The 18,396-nt window shown below is 50.2% G+C and carries 18 protein-coding genes; 3 read left to right on the top strand and 15 right to left on the bottom strand.

Features of this window, described 5'->3' with window-relative positions; genetic code table 11:
- Positions 1 to 20: 20 nt before the first annotated feature.
- From AC1DF0_RS05170 to AC1DF0_RS05125, 10 genes are all read right to left on the bottom strand, one after another.
- Positions 21 to 1,055 (bottom strand): Gfo/Idh/MocA family protein, encoded by a 1,035-nt coding sequence (locus tag AC1DF0_RS05170; RefSeq protein ID WP_477573266.1) that lies wholly within the window; start codon positions 1,053 to 1,055, stop codon positions 21 to 23.
- Between the two features lie 53 nt (positions 1,056 to 1,108).
- A complete protein-coding gene (locus tag AC1DF0_RS05165) occupies positions 1,109 to 1,933 on the bottom strand; it encodes a carbohydrate ABC transporter permease (protein ID WP_442051986.1) in 825 nt (274 codons plus the stop codon).
- Positions 1,930 to 2,814 carry a carbohydrate ABC transporter permease gene (locus tag AC1DF0_RS05160; protein ID WP_477573265.1) on the bottom strand — a complete coding sequence of 295 codons (885 nt, stop codon included), beginning with the start codon at positions 2,812 to 2,814 and terminating at the stop codon, positions 1,930 to 1,932. Before AC1DF0_RS05160 ends, AC1DF0_RS05165 begins: the two co-directional genes overlap by 4 nt.
- 69 nt (positions 2,815 to 2,883) lie before the next feature.
- Complete coding sequence (locus tag AC1DF0_RS05155) at positions 2,884 to 4,278, bottom strand: extracellular solute-binding protein (RefSeq protein ID WP_477573264.1); 1,395 nt, start codon at positions 4,276 to 4,278, stop codon at positions 2,884 to 2,886.
- A 205-nt stretch (positions 4,279 to 4,483) separates the two neighbouring features.
- Positions 4,484 to 5,530, bottom strand: a complete 1,047-nt coding sequence (locus AC1DF0_RS05150; protein ID WP_442051983.1) for a response regulator transcription factor — start codon at positions 5,528 to 5,530, stop codon at positions 4,484 to 4,486.
- Complete coding sequence (locus AC1DF0_RS05145; protein ID WP_477573263.1) at positions 5,511 to 7,283, bottom strand: sensor histidine kinase; 1,773 nt, start codon at positions 7,281 to 7,283, stop codon at positions 5,511 to 5,513. Before AC1DF0_RS05145 ends, AC1DF0_RS05150 begins: the two co-directional genes overlap by 20 nt.
- 143 nt (positions 7,284 to 7,426) lie before the next feature.
- A complete protein-coding gene (locus AC1DF0_RS05140; RefSeq protein ID WP_442051981.1) occupies positions 7,427 to 7,885 on the bottom strand; it encodes a hypothetical protein in 459 nt (152 codons plus the stop codon).
- Between the two features lie 99 nt (positions 7,886 to 7,984).
- Positions 7,985 to 8,479: a glutathione peroxidase gene (locus AC1DF0_RS05135; RefSeq protein ID WP_442051980.1), complete on the bottom strand. Its 495-nt coding sequence runs from the start codon at positions 8,477 to 8,479 to the stop codon at positions 7,985 to 7,987.
- A gap of 144 nt (positions 8,480 to 8,623) precedes the next feature.
- Entirely contained in the window at positions 8,624 to 8,956 is a 333-nt protein-coding gene (locus AC1DF0_RS05130; protein ID WP_477573262.1) for an MGMT family protein, read from the bottom strand.
- A gap of 99 nt (positions 8,957 to 9,055) precedes the next feature.
- Positions 9,056 to 9,706 (bottom strand): glycosyltransferase, encoded by a 651-nt coding sequence (locus AC1DF0_RS05125; protein ID WP_442051978.1) that lies wholly within the window; start codon positions 9,704 to 9,706, stop codon positions 9,056 to 9,058.
- 398 nt (positions 9,707 to 10,104) lie between these two features.
- On the opposite strand from AC1DF0_RS05125, the gene AC1DF0_RS05120 reads away from it, so the two are divergent.
- Positions 10,105 to 10,536, top strand: a complete 432-nt coding sequence (locus AC1DF0_RS05120) for a DUF1641 domain-containing protein (protein WP_442051977.1) — start codon at positions 10,105 to 10,107, stop codon at positions 10,534 to 10,536.
- A gap of 30 nt (positions 10,537 to 10,566) precedes the next feature.
- Complete coding sequence (locus tag AC1DF0_RS05115) at positions 10,567 to 11,748, top strand: NAD(P)/FAD-dependent oxidoreductase (RefSeq protein WP_477573261.1); 1,182 nt, start codon at positions 10,567 to 10,569, stop codon at positions 11,746 to 11,748.
- Between the two features lie 54 nt (positions 11,749 to 11,802).
- Here AC1DF0_RS05115 and AC1DF0_RS05110 read toward each other — a convergent pair whose 3' ends face one another.
- The 5 genes from AC1DF0_RS05110 to AC1DF0_RS05090 form a co-directional block, all read right to left on the bottom strand.
- Entirely contained in the window at positions 11,803 to 13,086 is a 1,284-nt protein-coding gene (locus AC1DF0_RS05110; protein WP_477573260.1) for a polysaccharide deacetylase family protein, read from the bottom strand.
- A gap of 57 nt (positions 13,087 to 13,143) precedes the next feature.
- Positions 13,144 to 13,791, bottom strand: a complete 648-nt coding sequence (locus tag AC1DF0_RS05105; RefSeq protein ID WP_477573259.1) for a hypothetical protein — start codon at positions 13,789 to 13,791, stop codon at positions 13,144 to 13,146.
- 295 nt (positions 13,792 to 14,086) lie between these two features.
- Entirely contained in the window at positions 14,087 to 14,566 is a 480-nt protein-coding gene (gene greA / locus AC1DF0_RS05100; protein ID WP_475822818.1) for a transcription elongation factor GreA, read from the bottom strand.
- 128 nt (positions 14,567 to 14,694) lie between these two features.
- Positions 14,695 to 15,777 (bottom strand): dual-specificity RNA methyltransferase RlmN, encoded by a 1,083-nt coding sequence (gene rlmN, locus AC1DF0_RS05095; protein WP_477573258.1) that lies wholly within the window; start codon positions 15,775 to 15,777, stop codon positions 14,695 to 14,697.
- Between the two features lie 188 nt (positions 15,778 to 15,965).
- A complete protein-coding gene (locus tag AC1DF0_RS05090; RefSeq protein WP_477573257.1) occupies positions 15,966 to 17,129 on the bottom strand; it encodes an S-layer homology domain-containing protein in 1,164 nt (387 codons plus the stop codon).
- Between the two features lie 234 nt (positions 17,130 to 17,363).
- On the opposite strand from AC1DF0_RS05090, the gene AC1DF0_RS05085 reads away from it, so the two are divergent.
- Positions 17,364 to 18,203: a DegV family protein gene (locus AC1DF0_RS05085; protein WP_477573256.1), complete on the top strand. Its 840-nt coding sequence runs from the start codon at positions 17,364 to 17,366 to the stop codon at positions 18,201 to 18,203.
- The last annotated feature ends 193 nt before the right edge of the window (positions 18,204 to 18,396 follow it).

Here is an 18,396-nt window from a genome sequence, read left to right as displayed (position 1 = left end):
CAGAGCTCCTTCTATTCCTTCTAATAAACAACCTTAACCGGCGTTCTTGTTTTCGCGGATTCCATAATCGCAAGAATGACCATCGTCGTGTTATAAGCATCTTCCTTCGTTACGAGGAACGGCTCCCCCGTAATCAACTGATCGACGAAATGGCGAATGCTTTCGTAGGCGAAGCCCTTCGGCTTGCCGTGGATAAAGTGGCGGACGAGCAGATCCGGACGGTCGGCCTTCGTCTCCGTGAAGCGCTCCAGCATTTGACTGTGCGTCGGATCGATATTGAACATGCCCTTCGTGCCGGTAATGTTCAGCTTCATATCGTTCACGTTCGGGTTCGAGTTCGGCGTAATCCAGCCATTCTCCATCGTGGCGATGCCGCCTCCGCGGAATTCAAGTATCGTCTGGTATACGTCAACCGTATCAACGCCTTCGTCCTTCAGGACGCCTTCGCGGGATACCGAGTATACACGCTCCACTTCGTCATCGAATAACCAACGCAGCACATCTACGCTATGATAGCCAAGGAACCAGAGGATCGATGATTTCGCCGCCCATGGCAATAGATCGGTCGCTACCCATTTAATATCGTTCAAACGGTAATACGCGCTGTATGGATCGCCGATATCGCCGTCCAATATCGATTGCTTCGGAATCGCGAACAGCGGACTCCACCTGCTGTGCAGGTCCACCATCATGCGCACATTGTTTTTCTCCACGGCTTCCATGATCTCAAGCGCTTCTTCGCGGCTTGTCGTAAGCGGCTTCTCGATAATGAAATGTTTGCCCGCGTTCGCGCAGTCCACCGCGATCCGCGTATGGGCGAAGTCAGGCGTCACGATTGCGACTGCGTCGACAAGGCCGCTGCCCAGCATGTCGTTATGGCTCGTAAAGACGTTCGACTCCGGGATGTTGAACTTCGCGGCAAGCGCTTTGGCGCGCTCTGCGTTCATATCGCATATAGCAGTCACTTCCGCTTGCGGATGATCGTTATAAATAAAGGCATGCGTCTCGCCCCAAGTACCTGCGCCTACAATACCCATTTTGATCGTTGTCATCATTGTCATCGCCTTTTCTAGTTAGTAATAGAAATTAATAAAACGATCTCGTTCATTTACTTCACACCGCCGAAGGTTAAGCCGCGAATCATGTACTTCTGGACAACCATGGCGAACAGGAGCACCGGTAAGATCGTCACAATGCCGATCGCCGACATTTCGCCCCACACGACGCCGCTTACGGACAGGAACAGCGTGACGGTCGTCGGCAGCGTGCTTGCATCCGAGCTCGTCAGGAATAACGCGAATACGAATTCATTCCACGAATTGATGATGCAGAAGATCGCGGTGGCGATCAGTCCCGGCGTGGCGAGTGGCAGAATAACCTTCATGAAAACCTGGAACCGCGATGCGCCGTCCACGAATGCCGCCTCCTCGAGCGCGACGGGAATTTCCTCGAAGAAGCTCCGCATCATCCAGATCGTAAACGGAATATTGAAGAGCATATAACAGATGATAAGCACGAAATGCGTGTCCAGAATGCGCAGCATGCTCGCCATAACGAAGATCGGAATAACCGATGCCATCGGAGGCAGCATCCGCAGGCTGAGCACCCAGAACGCGCGGTTCTCCTTTTTCTTGAATTCGAACCTGGCGAAGCCGTATGCGGCCATCCCGCCGATGAAGATCGAGAACAAGGTCGTAAGAACGACTACGATCGCACTGTTTTTCAAATAATCGAGCGCATGCCTATTTTCAAAGATTTGCTTGTAATTTTCGAAGGTCGGTGAGAAAAACCAAATACTAGGGTCGTACGTTTGCGTTTTTGTTTTCAAGCTGATAATAAGCATCCAAAAGAGCGGAAACACACAGACGATACAGACGATTGCCAATATGGCGGCGGTAGAGAGGCCGAGTTTTTTGTTTCCAAGCGGATTCATCCCTTGTTTTCAACCCCTTTCCGGTACATCTTGATGAGCACCATGCTGATGACCGTAGTCAGAATGAGAAGCACGACGGATACGGCGGCCGATCGCCCGATCCAGCCCGTTCCGGCAAATCCAAGCCTGTAGACATGAAGGCTTAAGAACTCTGTCGAGCTGCCCGGTCCGCCCTGCGTGAGGGAGTACGGGATGTCGAACGTCTTAAGCGAATCGATCGCGCGGAAAATAACCGCGAGCAAAATCATTGGCCACAACAGCGGCATCGTAATGTTACGGAAAATTTGCAGGTTGTTGGCGCCGTCGATCGCAGCCGCTTCGTACGGATCGGAAGGCAGCGAACGAATACCTGCGTAAATAATAAGCGCCACGAACGGCGTGTTCTGCCAAACGTCGACGAGCACCGTCGACCAGAATGCATTTTCGCCGGACAGCCAGATCACCTTGCCCCCGACAAACTGCAGGAAGTAGTTCAGAACGCCGTACTCCGCATTCATCATCAGCTTCCATACTTGCCCCGTAATGCTGGGCGTCATCGCGATCGGCACGATCATGCAGGCGAAGACTAGAAATTTGAGCTTGAACTCTCGGTCGAGCAGCACGGCCAGCCAGAATCCGAGCAGCAGCTCGATAACCGTCGTAATGATCATGAACCMGATACTAATGGACACCGAATACCAGAACTCGGCGTCTTGTCCCGAGAACAACCGGATGAAGTTATCCAAGCCGACGAAGTTGAAGGAGGAATAGCCCAGCTCGTAATCCGTAACGCTCAGCACATACAGGAAGATCGTAGGCAGAAACGTTAGCGCGCCGAGGATAACCATAGCCGGCATAATATATACGAGATGAGGCCTCTTCTCAAAATAGGAGCGAATCATAGCTGTTGTCACCTTCTTTGCTTTAGCTTATCCAAGCCGCGCTTCCCGCGCGGCCCGGATCCTTAACGTTTACTTGCCGACAATATCCTCTAGCTCCGCTTGCGATTTCTCCGCCGCTTCCTGCACGGTAATTTCGCCGAACATCGCCGCGCTCACATAGTAACCGACACGGTCAAGAATTTGACCAAGCTTCTCGTGCGGAGGAATCCAAGCAATGCCCTTCTCGACCAGTACGTTCGCATCGCTAAGCGCTGCAAGCTGTACCGGGTACGAAGGATCCGCCGCTACGAGCTCGGCGTCCTCGTAGATGGATGTGCGAACCGGCACGCCGCCGCCTTCCACGTATGCTTTCGCATTTTGCTTGCTGTTCATGTACACGATGAATGCCCAAGCTGCTTCCTTGTTTTTGGACAGCGCCGAGATCGACATGTTCCAGCCCGCGAGCGCGCTCGCTTTGCCTTCCGGACCTTCCGGCGTCGGCACGAAACCTACTTTGTCATACACTTGCGAGCTTGCCGGATCGAGAATCCGCTTCGCCAGCGCCGTCGCATCCAGCCACATAGCTGCTTTACCCGTCGTGAAGGCGGACAACGCTTCTTCATGCGTATAGGATGCTACGTCCTTCGGTGCGTTCTTCAGCAAATCTACGTAAAATTGCATCGCTTGAACCGTCTTCGGATCGGTCATCGTAACGTCGCCCGTCTGTTGGTTCAAGAATCCGCCGCCGAAGTTGTACATGACGGTCATAAGACCCGATGCCGCATGCGTACCGCGCTGCGCGCGCATCGTCACGCCGTATAAGCCGTCTTCCTTGCCGTTGAAGAACTTCGCGAGCTCCAGGAATTCGTCCATCGTAACCGGCGGCTGCTTGGCATATTTCTCGAACAGATCTTTGCGGTAAGCGATGAATCGCGTTTCGCCCGCCGTCGGAATGCCGTACGTCTTGCCGTCGTATTTGCTGATGCCGTTGCGGTAAGCCGGTACGATATCTTCGTAGTCGAACCAGTCCGGCGTCAGCGTTTTGTCCGTGATATAGGAATCGATCGGCTCGACCACTTTCTTCGCGCCGTATTCGCTCATCCAGAATCCGTCGACCATAAGCACGTCGTACGTACCGGTTTTGCCCGTGTAATCAAGCAGCTGCTTGTTTTTGAGATACGTTTCCTCCATCACTTCCCATTTCACCTTGATGCCGGTAAGCTTCTCGAAGTCGCCCGTAAGCTTCTGGAAAGATTCCGTGGACGGATGGCTCGCGAATGCTAGATTCAGCTCCTGCCCTCCGTATTGCGATTTGATCGTTTCCCCCCACGCTTCAAGCGTATCCGTTGCGCCGCCGGAGGCGCCGCCCGCATTTCCCCCGCCTGCATTGCCTTTGCCTGCGTTATTGCCGTTGTTGCTTCCGCATGCCGATAGGACGGCTACGAGCAGCATGACAACGATTAACTGAGACCACTTCTTTGTCATTGATAGACACTCCCCTGTCTGAGTTTTGTGTCAGATAACATCACATTGTTTTGGATTCATCCGACACTTGCGGTGTTGATATAACAAATAATAGAACTGTAAAGCGTTTTCAACAATGTATTGTGACGCCGACTCTTGTCTTTTCAAAACTGAAATGCGAAAAATAAACAAAAACAAACCTTCGTGTGAAGGTTCGTCACATAGATTAGCTATTTTTTTCCTTGTATTCGAGCGGAGAGACGCCGAAATACTTTTTGAATATTTTCGAAAAATACGGATAATCGTTGAATCCGCACTGCTCGGCGATGAGGTTGATCTTGGCCGAATCCTCGCCCATCAGCCGTTCGCGCGCCTTCTCCAGCCGGTATTCGCTTATATATTGGGTGATCGGCTTCTTCATCACTTCGCGGAATATTTTGCTTAAGTAGGGGGAGCTGACGCCGCTGTGATCGGCAAGCGCCTGCAGGTTCAGAGCGGCATCGCCGTAGCGGCTGTCGATTTGGGACATCACCTCTTCGACGACGCGCTTGTTGCGAGGCGCCCTTCTCTCGGATACGCGGGCAATCACATCGGCTACGTAGCTCTTCCAGCCTTCGAACAACTCTTCGGCCGTAGAGGCCGGCTGCGGCGTCGCCATCATTTGCCCGCCTGCATCCTGCTTCAGCGAGAGCAGCAGCTCCGAGCGGAAGAACAGCTGGAAATGTCCCATGATCCGCTTCAATTCGAGCAGCGTGTAGCCTTGCGACTTGCAGTAGGCGCCCCAATCGTCGATGAGGCGATTCGCCTCCGCCTTATGCTCGGCCAATACATTCTTGATCAGGGCGGCTGCCGTTTCCTTCATGAAGCGTATACTGTCCGCGTTCATCTGCGCCGTCCATTTGGACGGATCCTTAAGCAGCACTTTGGAGATGACCTCGTCGAGCCTCTCCTGCGTTACCGGCTTGAGCAAATAATCGGTTACCTGATACCGCAGCGCCTGCTGCACGTACTCGAACTCGGCGTAACCGCTAAGGACGATAATTTCGAGCTCCGGGTTCGATTCCCGCACGCGGGCGATAAGCTCCAATCCGTTCATCACCGGCATCTGAATGTCCGTTATGATCATATCGGGACGCTTATCGATTAACCGCTGAAGCGCCTCTTCGCCATTCCTTGCTTCGTCCGTTTCGGTTATCGTTCTGCCGAAGTTCTCCAGCAGCTTCACGATCCCTTTCCGTATGACGACCTCGTCGTCAACGATCAGCACTCTCATAGCTTTTCCCCTCCTTCGGCAGCACTATGCGAACCGTCACGCCGCCCGTCATCGACTCCTCGATCGACAATCCGAACGGCTCCCCGTACCGCAGGCGAATCCGGTTGTGGACGTTCAGCAGGCCGATGCCCCGTTTGCGGCTGGCGTCCGTTTCGGGCACGTCCGTATCGTTCCGCTCGAACAACAGGTTTAACGCCGCCATCGCGTTTTCATCCATGCCTTGCCCGTTATCCTCGATGTAGAGCGCATAAGCTTCGCTCTGCGGAATATCCTCGGCATAGATTTTCAAGTAATAATCCCTTTCTCCGATGAAGGCGTAATGGAACGCGTTCTCCACGATGGGCTGCAGCGTCAGCTTCACGATCGGATAACGGTTGAACGGCTCCAGCTCGTCCAGATCGATCTCGATATCGGGATATCGCTCATGCTGGATTTCCAAATACGTTTTCACATGATCGATCTCCACGCGCAGTTCCACCTCGGCCTTCGGATTGTCGATCGTATAGCGGAAGAAATCGGCCATCGCTTTGCTCATGCGGCTGATCGCGGGCACTTCGTTAATGATGGCCTGGCAATTAATAACCTCAAGCGTATTGTACAGAAAATGCGGGTTGATCTGATTTTGCATCGCGAGCAGCGTGGCGTCCTTTTGCTTCATTTCCGCGTTTATTTTCTCCATCTCGACGACGTACATCTTGTCGATCATCTCCGATAGGTTGGCTAACATCTTATTGAAATTCCGTCCCAGCAGCCCGATCTCGTCGGTATATTTGGTCGCGAAGCGCACGTCCAGATCGCCGATTTCCACTTTCTTCATGAGCTGCAGCAGCTTCCTGATCGGTTGAACGAGCGTCAGTGAAAGCACGATCGAAATGACCAGCGTAATGAGCAAAATAACGACGATAACGAACGGCTGCACGTTCTGGATCTTCCGCACTTTGCCCGTAATCGCCTGCTGGTTGATATACGCCTGCACCTCGAAGCCGCTATAGCTGAGCTTCGAATCCATTTTCAAATACACCGCCTTGTTCGAACCGGCGTCTTCAGGAAACGATGAGTAGACGATATGCCCTTGCGCATCCTTGAGCTCGATAAGCAGGTCGGAGGCAGCCAGCAAGCGGAAGGCATCGCTGAACAGCTTGCCGTTCAGGCGCACGACCAGCATGCCGTCCCTGCCGTTGTCGTCGTATCTGGCCAGCGTCAAATAAATCGTCTTATAGGAGCGGTCCTGATAGAACAGATGCTCCTTCGTCGGTCTTGACCACAGCTCCGTATCCTTGTTCAAGAAATGGCGGTACCATGCCTGTCCCTTATAATCGATATCGCGGACGCGATCCAGGTTCTCGTCGTAAATCATCGTTTCCTCGCCGCCGGTTCGATTATCCTTGATCATGAGCAGCACCGATTCCAGCTCGCTCGAATATTGCGTCCGGAACGCTTCCAGCGCATTCTCGACCTTGTTCCGATCCGTTGCTCCTATTAGCTCAGTACCGTTGTCGGAGTAGTAAAAGAAGTAGTATACGTTCTGCACGACTCGGTTCAACTGGTTGTCCAGGTTGAGGCCGGCCTGATTGATCGAGCGCTGCACGCGCTCCATCTCGTTCTCCGTGACGATTTTCTGAAAATATTGCTGATAAATATAGACGATGCTGAACACGCCTATTACCGAAACGATAGAAATCGAGATGAAAATTTTCGTGAAAAATTTAAGGTTCATCACCCGCATGACGATCAATCGGAGAACCTCTCTCATGGCACAGCACCCCGCTCTGATGATAGTATTCCAATCTGTCCGAGCAATAATGCCGTATTATAGCATAATTGGTCCAACCGTAAATCACTTAACATGCAAAAAAGCACCCGTTGCATACGGGTGCCTTCGACTTGCACGTTTATTTAAGTTGCTATTTTTCTAAGCTCCGGAAATTCCTCTAAGTAGCCGTTCAGCTCCAGCTCAAGCAGCGCCTTGCGGATGCTGTTCTCGTCCTCGCCGGATTGGTCGGATAGCGCAAGCAGCTCCTGCATTGAAATATCCGGTTGCTGCTTGCAGTAAGTGAGCAAGCCCTTGGCCGCCCAGGATAGACGGTCATCCTGGAACTCGCCGATCATTTTACGGAATAGCTTGTGTGGAATCAACTGCTGATCGACGAGCGACTGCATCGCTTTAATCGCTTGCTTAACCGTCATACGCCCTTTCCTGGATACTTCGGACAACGTCAATGTAGACGCCTCCGATGTCCGGGAGCTTAAGACGATATATATCATTTGCGAGTAAATATCGAGGTTCGGCTTAAAGAAAATTTCTGTTGATACGGTAAAATTGCGTACGTCAATTTGCTTCATTTCGTTAGTCATAATGAATTCTCCCTTCCAGATGGTCTATACCATCATAAAGGTTCGAAACCGAGGATTCAAATCGGTACTTTATGAGAAAAACATCATAATAAATCCGGATTATACTTTTGTTGCCGTGCCGAGCAGCTTCTGGATGTGGCTCTCGATCTTAGCCGGGTCATCGGTCGGGCTGAACCGCTTGACGACATTGCCGTCACGGTCAACGAGAAACTTCGTGAAATTCCACTTGATCAGCTTCGATCCGAGCACGCCGCGCGCCTCGTTCGTCAGATGCTGGAACAGCGGATGCGCATTGCTGCCATTGACATCAATCTTCGCGTACAGCGGGAACGACACGCCGAAGTTAATCTCGCAAGACTGCGCGATCTCATCGTCGTTAGCCAGCTCTTGATTATTGAATTGCGAGCATGGGAAGCCAAGGACGGCGAAGCCTTCCCCCTTGTGATCGTCATGGAGCTTCTGAAGCCCTTTGAATTGCGGAGCAAAACCGCACTTCGTTGCCGTGTTCACGATCAGCAGCACTTGACCTTTATAAGGCGCGAGCGTTTGCTCCTCCCCCTTGATCGTCTTTACATCGATATTATAAATAGACATGTTCATCCGCTCCTTCGATTTTCTCGATTTTGTATAATTAAATTGTATACAATCAAAAAGCTGATGTCAACCCTGATCGGTACCTCATGCAAAACAAAAAGGGCTGACCGTCCGAATCCCTTCGGCAGTCAGCCCTTTACTTAGCTAGATTCGTTCTTCTTCCTCCCAAGCAAGCGGCGAATGGCGGTAACGAGCGAGGTCGATCCTGCCTGCATCGCTCACCTCAACGCCCTCTTCCTGTAAATTCATCATTTGCAGGAAACGTCCTTCGTCATCCGGAATCGCCACTTCGCCCTTGGCGTTAACGACCCGATGCCATGGCAGGTTATGCGCACGGCTCATCGAGTGAAGAATACGAACGACTTGACGCGCGCCCCGGCTGCTGCCCGCCAGCTCGGCTACCTGACCATACGTCATGACGCGCCCTTCCGGAATTTGTTGAATAATCGATATAACCCTTTGCGTGAAAGGCTGCATAACTTTATGACGCTCCTCTGCCTTCTTTGCCTGCCTGAAGGCAGCGCTATATTTGTAAGCAGAGGATACTCGATTGCACCGTGCAGCGTCAACTACGCGTTATTTGAACTTCGCCGGGAATTGCTTCACGACTCCCGCCGCCAGCTTATCGCCGAACATCGCCATATGATTCTCGCCATTATCGAATGCCGCTACGCTTGCATTCCAATCCTTGTTCATTCTTGCCGACACATCTTCGGTGATCAGCTTCAGATGGGTTTCCATATCGTCTTTTAATTCCTTGTACGACCAATTCGGATTGGCGGCGCTTAGAAACTTCGCGATATCGTCCGCATTCTTATACCACTGCTTGTTGTACGCTGCCGCCTCCTCCGACTTGCCGCTCTTCAGCGCATCCAGCAGCTTGCCTGCCAATACGATATGCTCGGTCAGCAGCTCCGTTAACTTCGTACCGGCAGCTTCGCCATAATAAGGCTTGAATGCGTCGCCGATATCCTTCTGATTGCGAAGCAATCTTGCCAGCACTTGTTCCTGGTCTCCAACCCCAGCTAGTGTGCTAACGAGATACAACCGTGTCCATACGACATGATCAATCCACAGCTTTCTCAGTTCTTGCTTCAGCGTAGCAGCGGACTGACTCAGACATTTAGTTGGATTATTCTCCGCGGCTTGAGCTTTCATACCGGGTATACCGGCTCCGAATATAAGCGCTGCACATAATAGGGTCATCACAACTGATTTTCTTAACATGCACACATCTCCTCCAAGTGGTTGTACGACACGCCTGAGATTAGTGTGACCCAATCGATCTTTTCCATGCGACTACAAACTTTTGATCGTTTTTCCACCTTTTTGCTGTTTTTATTTACGATTTCGACATTTTTTTCGACTTTCAATAAATTTGCTTTTTATTTTTCCGATAAAGGATGTAGAATAGAAGTAAAGAGTTAATGCCCGATCTCGTCAAACTCACCGATGCTTGCCGTCGGCAAAGTAAGACTTACTTTGTAACATACCTGTAAGGAGTTTTTCTCTTTTACTATGTGAAAAATGTTACAATCTCATGCCTTACTCACCTTGCCTAAGGCGTTTGACATCATCGAGCCCATGACTCACCTACATTCCTATGTAAAGGAGGACGTTCCCCAATGTCACAACCATCTGCCCAACAAGAGGTTTCTGCAAGCCTCGCGGAAGAAAAAAAATCGTTAGACGTGCTCGATCAGCTTATGCAGCCAGAGGTACAGAACTCTCTGACTGTATTGGTGGATAACCTGCCTAAGCTAGCTGAAATGGTCACTGCAATGACAACTGCCTATGACTTCGCTAAAGGCATCGCGACTGACAAAGTATTGATCAACGATTTCGCTCAAGGTATCGGCGAATTCGTGAAACCCGTGCAAGAGAAAGCCAAAGGCATCGCTCAAGCCGCTATCGAAGCTGGCGAGCGCTCGCAAGCCGACACTTCTTCGACAGTCGGTCTATTCGCTATGCTTAAAATGCTGAAAGATCCAGAAGTTCAAAAAACGCTTCGCTTCGCTCAAGCTTTCTTGAACGTATTGGCAGAGCGCAAAAACTAATTACAAATAAGCAAAGAATGGAGGATGGACATGTCTAAACATATTCTTATTTTGGGCGGCGGTTACGGTGGTCTTCTTTCCGCTCTAACAGCACGCCAACATCTGTCTGCATCGGAAGCAACAATTACGGTTGTCAACCGTTTCCCGACTCATCAGATCATTACGGAGCTTCACCGTCTTGCCGGCGGCACTATTGAGGAGAATGCTGTATCCCTCCCTCTTAACAAACTGCTTGGCGACAAAAACGTCGACATCGTTGTTGACACCGTTAAGCAAATCAGACCTGACGACAAAATCGTTGAGTTCGAGAGCGGCAAAGTAATCGGTTACGATGCGCTTGTTGTTGCACTCGGAAGCGAAACGAACTACTTCGGAATTCCTGGACTGGAAGAGAACAGCATGGTGCTGAAGTCGGTTGCTGATGCTAACCGTATCCGCAAGCATGTTGAAGCTCGTCTGGACGCTTACAAAGCATCCGGCAACAAAGCTGACGCTACAATCGTAGTCGGCGGCGGCGGTCTGACTGGCGTTGAGCTCGTTGGCGAATTCGCTGACAAACTGCCTGAAGTATGCAAAAGCAAAGGCATCGACTTCAACGATATTTCGTTGTACTGCGTAGAAGCCGGCCCTGCCGTATTGCCAATCTTCCCTAAAGTGTTGATCGAGCGCGCGGTATCCAGCCTTGAGAAACGCGGCGTTACGTTCATCACTGGCGTAGCGATCACGGAAGCAACGAAAACAGCTGTATCCTTGAAGGACGGCAATACAATCGAATCCAACACAATCATCTGGACTGGCGGCGTTAAAGGCAACCCTGTTGTCGGCAGCAGCGGCCTTGCAGAAGATCGCGGTCGTTCGACGGTTACGCCAACGCTTCAATCGACTTCCCACTCGGACGTATTCCTTGCAGGCGACTGCGCGGTTGTGTTCCCAGAGGGCAGCGAGCGTCCATACCCGCCAACTGCTCAGCTTGCATGGCAAATGGGTGAAACAGTCGGCCATAACCTTGGCGTTCTGTTCAAAGGCGGCGCTATGAGCAAGTTCGAGCCTGTATTCTCCGGAACGCTCGGCAGCTTGGGTCGCAAAGACGGCGTAGGTACTATCGGCGGCAACGCAACGCAGCTGAAAGGCTTGCCTGCATCGCTGATGAAGGAAGCGAGCAACATCCGCTACCTGTCGCATATCCACGGTCTATTCGCATTGGCTTACTAAGCTAGGAAATAGAAGAAGGTCGAGGGCTTCATAGGAAGCTCCCGACCTTCTTTTTTATTTGAATATAGCGAATTTCAATTGCTTGCTCTTTAGATATTGTATGATTTCAGGAAGCGCTTCGACCGTTAATTTCTTCTCGTGCATGACGTAGATGCCGCCGGACGGCGATTTTTGCTTGAAGTAGCTTAATATTTGTTTCTCCGTCTTCGCCTTCCAATCAACAGGATCGCGATTCCACATAAGCACCTTCATCTGCTCCTGCTTCGCAACCGCCTTTACTTCATCATCAATCGCTCCGTATGGCGGACGGAACAGGTTAACGACTGTGTTCTCGCCCTCCGCCTTCGATTCAATCAGCTCGTTCACTCTTGCAATGCTATCGGCGTTCTCTTCAGCGGTACTCGCCGTGAAGTCGTTATGCGCCCAAGAGTGATTGCCTACAGCCATACCATTATCAACGGCATACGCCGCAGCTTCGGGATCATGCTTCACATTAACACCTACGAACAAGAACGTAGCCGCGATGTCATGCTCCTTCAATATATCGACGATCTGCTCCGTATACTCGGAAGGGCCGTCGTCGAACGTCAAGGCAACGTACCCTTTCGGAACGGAATAGGTATACTCCTCAGCGTCAGCTTCCAACACTTCGTAGCCGAGGGCAGCAGCTTCCGTCTTTGGCTCGACCGTTTCTGCAGGCGGCGTTTCTTGGGCTACAAGTTTCACTGTCGGCAGAATCGGCCTCGGTGTAGTTCTTATTAAGAGCTCATCGACAAACGGGAACGATTGTGCCGCATTGGCGCTTACCGTATCGCCGCTGTCCGGGCTTAGTGCATCAGCATGATTAGAGAACAAACCATTCTCCGTACGAGAAGCGAACAAGAAAAATAAGCAAACCACCATGGCGAGACGCAGCGCTGCCTTGCCGACGAACGGCGCCCATTTACGCTTGCGAGGCTTTGGTTGAGGCGGCTGTATTTCTGCTGTTGCAGAAGCAGCCTTCTCCGGAACCGAATCACTCAGCCGCATTTGTTCCAACTGTACGGCATAGGACTCCGAGCAAGCGAAATACAGCGTTTCCCCGAAACGTTCATCCATCTTGATCAGCGAGCTATAATGCCGATTGCGGAACGGATCCCACTTGGCATATAAAGACATCCTCACTCTGTTCGCAGCAAGAGGATGGAGTGCGATTATTTCATTGTAGGTAAACTCATCGATGGCGATGACGTACCGAGCCGGCTCCTGATTGCGAGTGATGATGACCTCCATCTGAAAGCCGGTCCGTGTCTGCTCAATGGACGATAGCTCAATCATTTGGACTGTTTTAGTTTCCATAGCTGCTCCCGACTCTCATAACCGATCATTTATGTATGAATGCGATACGTTATTCTATTAGTCGTTGCGATCGTTTTTGTTCTGGCTTAGCGGTACAGACATCCGGCTCGTAAAGTCGCTAATCATGTTGGACAAGTAAGCCTTCTCTTGGCGTACCGTATCATACTTCTGTTTCACATGCGCGTTCTCTACTTCCAGTCTGCCGATCCGCTCTTCCATCTCATTGATTTTTTTCATCTTCTCGGCATTAGCCTCGTTATGGGTCTGAGCAAGACTCGTATACTTCTGCTGTTCGAGGTCAATGACACTCTTAAGGTCATCGATTTCTGTCGACAAGGTGGATTGGAGCTCCCGGTAATCCTCGATGACTTGATCGACCTTCAAGTTCTTCTCAATCAGCTTCTGCTCCAGATCCAGAATGCTCTTCTCGCGCTCTTCAATCACTTTGTTCAAGTTCTTCAGATCGCGGGTTAATCGTTCAATGTTGCCGTTCGAATGCGTCAACCGATCCTGCAGCTCGTAAATGTTGATTTCCGCATGCTGGCGGGCTTGAATCATCTGCTCAACGGCAAATACGAGATCGAGCGACTTTTTGTCTAGATTAGACTTGCTGGCTGCGAATGGCATGGACGATAACGACTCCTCTGCTGCCGAGGCCAGCTCGGAATCGGCTAAGCCGCTGTCAGGCGCAGACTTTGGGACCAATGGTTCAGATCCAAGCTCCTGTTGTTGATCTTTTGCATCCTTTTTTTTGAAGAAGGGTGAAATCATTCTCTCATCATCACCTTGTCTAATTTATCTATTAAATTTGTCATTATCTGTCGAACTTTATTGGATCTATTATAAAATAATTACAGACGCCATAAGCGAGACTTTGTACCTAACTTTACCAAATCGAACTAAAGGCCTATTTTTCGAACGCAAACAAACCGTGACATTCGTCCAGGCGGACAAGTGCACGGCTCATAGGCAGTTGCTGTTAAATTAAGCTGTCAATCGATCAATCTGCTCGTATTTCGAGCAACTCGTATTTAATGATGCCCATCGGCGCTGTTACCTCAATGATATCTCCGACTTTCTTGCCAATAAGCTCCTTGCCAAGCGGGCTTTCGTACGAAATTTTGTTATCTTCGACATCCGCTTCCTCACTGCCGACGATTTTGTATTCTATCCGTTCAGCGAACTCAATATCGTTAAGCACAGCAGTAAGGCCGATATTCACCTTCGACGTATCGAGGGTGGCAGCGTCTACAACGCGTACCTTCTTCAGCATTTTCGTCAGGATCGTAATACGCGTCTCCATGAACGCCTGATCTTCCTTAGCCGAATGGTATTCGCTGTTCTCCTTCAAATCGCCGTAGCTGATCGCCAGCTTAATACGGGCAGCCAACTCCTTGCGCTTCACGTATTTCAATTCATCCAATTCAGCTTCTATTTTCTCAAGCCCTTCTTGGGTCAATATTATTTCGTCATTCGACATTTAGACAACTCCCACTAGTAATATTTATATAGTTTAACCGATATTGGTCCAAAACAGAAATTTTCATTCTTGGTAATGATAGAAAGAAGCGTACCCGACCCTTCGGATACGCTCTCGCTTGTTGAGTATTAGGCAAAAACCGCCTCATTATCGTTGCTGCGAAGCTGTTTGCTTCTCAGTTGGCCGCAGGCTGCATCGATATCCGCGCCATGCTCTAGACGAACGCTGCAGTTGATACCCTGCTTCTTCAGCGTATCATAGAAGATTCGGATAGATTCCTGCTCGCTCCGCTGATACTGACTATGCTCATCAACCGGATTATACGGAATCAGATTCACCGTCGCCAGTTGCTTGCGATTGGCTACTAGCTCAGCCAGCTCAAGCGCATGCTCCTTCTTGTCGTTGACGTCCTTCAGCAATATATATTCCAGCGTGATTCTCCGCTTCGTCTTCTCCAAGTAATAATCGATCGCCTGCATCAGCTTCTCGATCGGTATCGCCTTGTTGATCTTCATAATTCTCGTGCGCAGCTCGTCGTTAGGCGCATGCAGCGACACGGCGAGATTAACCGGGATCTCAGTATCATCCGCGAACTCGATAATCTTCTTCGCTAGCCCGCTTGTCGATACCGTAATATGTCTAGGTCCAATAGCAAGACCCTTATGGTCGGTCACAACACGGATAAAGTCCGACATGTTCGTGTAATTATCGAATGGCTCGCCGATACCCATAACGACAATATTGCTTACACGCTCCCCAGCGCCTGCGCTATCTAGATGAAGCTGCACCTTCATGATCTGCTCCACGATTTCTCCGCTCGACAGGTCGCGGCTCTTCGCAAGCAGACCGCTCGCGCAGAAGCTGCAGCCGATATTGCAGCCGACCTGCGTTGTCACGCAGACGGACAGACCGAACTTATGACGCATCATAACCGTCTCAATCAAGTTGCCGTCCGTCAACCGGAACAAGAACTTGACCGTTCCGTCAGCCGACTGCTGCTTCACATGCTCGGTTAACGTCTGAATCGTGAAGTGCTCGGCAAGAAGCTCCGCACATAGCGGGTTCAGATCCGTCATCTCCGTAAATTGTGTTACCCGTCTGCGATATAAATAATCCCATACTTGCGCCGCTCTGCCCTTCTTATGTCCACGCTCTTGCAGCCACTCCGTCAGCTGCGCAAGCGTTAATCCGTAAATGGATGGTTTGCTCATTGGTTGCCCTCTTTTCAACGCTGTTTCCTCGTACGTCACATTTTCGCTATATCATATTGTCCCAAAATTTCGAACGGAACACAAGGAGGGATATATCACAGCAACCGGCCTGCAAAAAAAGCCGCAGACGGCTGTAGGCTTAACGCCTTCCCGTCTGCGGCACTTCATTTAACTAGATGACCAATCAGCTATTGACGCGTATGCACGCCGTCACCGAAAGCCCCAACGCTAGCAACGGTATAGACACCTTTGGCATCCAGAAGGAAGAAGAGGTCATACGGCTCAATCTCGCCCGTGAAACCCTCCAAATCCATTTCGACATGATAAGGCGTCACTTGCTTGCCGTCCACGGTAACCGGTTTGTACTTCGTCACGGTCGGGTTGGACGCTTCATAACCAGACTCGCCTTCTGTTGCTGTTACGTGGGCGAACAAATATCCGCTCTCATCAATTGATACGTAAGACCATCCATAAATCCCGTACTCGCCATACTCCGGGTCATTCGAATATTCGGACCAAGCGAACTGGAAATCAATCGTCTCTTCCGGGTTAATCAATTTGAAGAAATCTGCATACGATACCGCCGTACCCGTGCCCGTAAACACATTCACTACCTTCTCTACTTGAAGCCCGTATTTCCTGCCGTCGGCCGAGCTTTTCTTCAAAAACTCGTCGCTGCCTTTGTACACATCGGCCACTGGCGTATAGCTGAATGCTCTTAGCTCCGGATTAATCGCTTGTGCGTACTCGTTAAGGAACGTTGTGCGATGCGACTCATCAACCGCAGCAATCGAAGCAACCAGTTGTTCATTGCTTCCGTTAACGTTCGCAACCAACGTCTTGGTCATAAGCTCGAAAATATCCGCACGCAGCAAATTCGCATTCGCGCTTTTCTCGCCAGCCAACTTGATTCCTTTGGCAGCCGCCTCAGTCAATGCCTTGTCATAGCTAACCTCGTAACCGAGCACGCGCAGCAGGAAAGCTGCTGCTTGCTGGTAAGTAATCTTATTGTTAACGCCGAATTTGCCATTTCCAATGCCGGTAGTAACTTTATCGCTATATGCTTTCTCCACATCTTTGTAAGCCCAGTGCGTTGTTGGCACATCCGTGAATGTCGCCTTCGCCGGCGGCGTGAAAGCCTCATCCGACTTCGCGCCTAATCGGTTCAGAATGACGACCATTTGAGTGCGTGTCAGTTCACCGCTCTCATTCAAGTCACCGTTCGAGCCTTGAATCAAGCCTATCTCGCTCAATACTTGTCCATACGTCTTCGCAGCCTCCTGTGCAAAGCCTACCGTACTCATCGATACAAGCATTGCAAGTATAACGGCTGCTATAAAACCTTTCTTCATTCGTCTGTTCCTCCAGTTTGTAGGTTACAATCACCGACTTCCTTTATTCGCCATTTTTCAACAAATTCCTTCAAAAGTATATAACTTCAAAACAAAACGGATAGCCCTTGAGGACTATCCGTCTATTACTTTTGGTTAATCTTTCAACTACTACCTGTAGAAGAGCGAACCTTGAAACTTTCAACAAATAAAACCGTACATACTCTGGTCTTATACATCGAAGGAGGCCGCATTATGACTGGCATCAGAATTGTTACCGATTCCACGACAGACTTGCCTAAGGAATTACTTCAACAGCACAGGGTGGAGGTCATTCCGCTGTCAGTTTATATAGATGGGGAAAGTTACGAAGATAACGTTACGATTTTTCCGATAGATTTTATTCACAAAATGAAACAAGCTGTCGAGTTGCCAAAGACCTCGCAGCCTGCTGTAGGAGCATTTGTAGACTTATATGACCGGCTCGGGGCCGACGGCCATACGATCCTCTCTATTCATATGACCAGCGGCATGAGCGGAACGTATTCGACTGCATGCGCAGCTGCAACGATGACGGAAAGCAACGTCGTCGTTGTTGATTCGCAAATGATATCGCAAGCGCTTGGATTCCAAGTCATTGAAGCAGCGAAGATGGCGCACACAGGAAGCACAATCGACCAAATTACAGCCAAACTGCGCGGCATACTTGAAGGAACATCTTTATATGTCGTAGTCGATACGGTCGAAAACCTGGTTAAAGGCGGGCGCATCGGCAAAGCCAAAGGCTGGATCAGCACCGTTCTCAGTATCAAACCGATTGCCATGCTTGATAAAGGCGTCTATACGCCTGTTGCCAAAGTTCGGACCACCACACAAATTATTAAAAACCTAATCGAACGTTTCAAAGCCGATACCGAAGGAAAAGAAGTGAAGGAGATCGGCATTTCCCATGCGGACAACCTTACCTTAGCCGAACGGCTGCGCGACGAGATTAGTCGCTTTACGGCAGCACCCATCCGTATTCAGCCCGCAACGCCGGTCATAACGACACATACAGGACCTGGCGCTATTGGCTTTATGTATTGCGTTGAATAATCATTTACAGGCTCGGAAGCTGCTTGCTATCATAACGAAAAAAAGTTTCGCTATTGCTCTACGCCAGGTTGGCTCGTGAGCAAATAGCGAAACTTTTTTACTCTATTTATTCTCAAAGTGTGCGAGTTAGGCGGATGGAGACGAATTGCTAGCGCAATAACGTAAAATCGTTACGTTATTGAAGCTAGTACGT

The sequence above is a fragment of the Paenibacillus sp. 05T425 genome (genome assembly GCF_056396205.1).
This window is presented reverse-complemented; position numbering and strand designations above follow the sequence as displayed.

Coding starts and splice junctions, on each gene's coding strand:
- AC1DF0_RS05165 (WP_442051986.1), bottom strand. CDS start 1,933: ATGAATCCGCTTGGAAACAAAAAACTCGGCCTCTCTACCGCCGCCATA.
- AC1DF0_RS05130 (WP_477573262.1), bottom strand. CDS start 8,956: ATGCAGCCTTTCACGCAAAGGGTTATATCGATTATTCAACAAATTCCG.
- AC1DF0_RS05135 (WP_442051980.1), bottom strand. CDS start 8,479: ATGTCTATTTATAATATCGATGTAAAGACGATCAAGGGGGAGGAGCAA.
- AC1DF0_RS05085 (WP_477573256.1), top strand. CDS start 17,364: ATGACTGGCATCAGAATTGTTACCGATTCCACGACAGACTTGCCTAAG.
- AC1DF0_RS05150 (WP_442051983.1), bottom strand. CDS start 5,530: ATGAGAGTGCTGATCGTTGACGACGAGGTCGTCATACGGAAAGGGATC.
- AC1DF0_RS05170 (WP_477573266.1), bottom strand. CDS start 1,055: ATGATGACAACGATCAAAATGGGTATTGTAGGCGCAGGTACTTGGGGC.
- rlmN (WP_477573258.1), bottom strand. CDS start 15,777: ATGAGCAAACCATCCATTTACGGATTAACGCTTGCGCAGCTGACGGAG.
- greA (WP_475822818.1), bottom strand. CDS start 14,566: ATGTCGAATGACGAAATAATATTGACCCAAGAAGGGCTTGAGAAAATA.
- AC1DF0_RS05090 (WP_477573257.1), bottom strand. CDS start 17,129: ATGAAGAAAGGTTTTATAGCAGCCGTTATACTTGCAATGCTTGTATCG.
- AC1DF0_RS05125 (WP_442051978.1), bottom strand. CDS start 9,706: ATGTTAAGAAAATCAGTTGTGATGACCCTATTATGTGCAGCGCTTATA.
- AC1DF0_RS05155 (WP_477573264.1), bottom strand. CDS start 4,278: ATGACAAAGAAGTGGTCTCAGTTAATCGTTGTCATGCTGCTCGTAGCC.
- AC1DF0_RS05115 (WP_477573261.1), top strand. CDS start 10,567: ATGTCTAAACATATTCTTATTTTGGGCGGCGGTTACGGTGGTCTTCTT.
- AC1DF0_RS05140 (WP_442051981.1), bottom strand. CDS start 7,885: ATGACTAACGAAATGAAGCAAATTGACGTACGCAATTTTACCGTATCA.
- AC1DF0_RS05120 (WP_442051977.1), top strand. CDS start 10,105: ATGTCACAACCATCTGCCCAACAAGAGGTTTCTGCAAGCCTCGCGGAA.
- AC1DF0_RS05110 (WP_477573260.1), bottom strand. CDS start 13,086: ATGGAAACTAAAACAGTCCAAATGATTGAGCTATCGTCCATTGAGCAG.
- AC1DF0_RS05145 (WP_477573263.1), bottom strand. CDS start 7,283: ATGAGAGAGGTTCTCCGATTGATCGTCATGCGGGTGATGAACCTTAAA.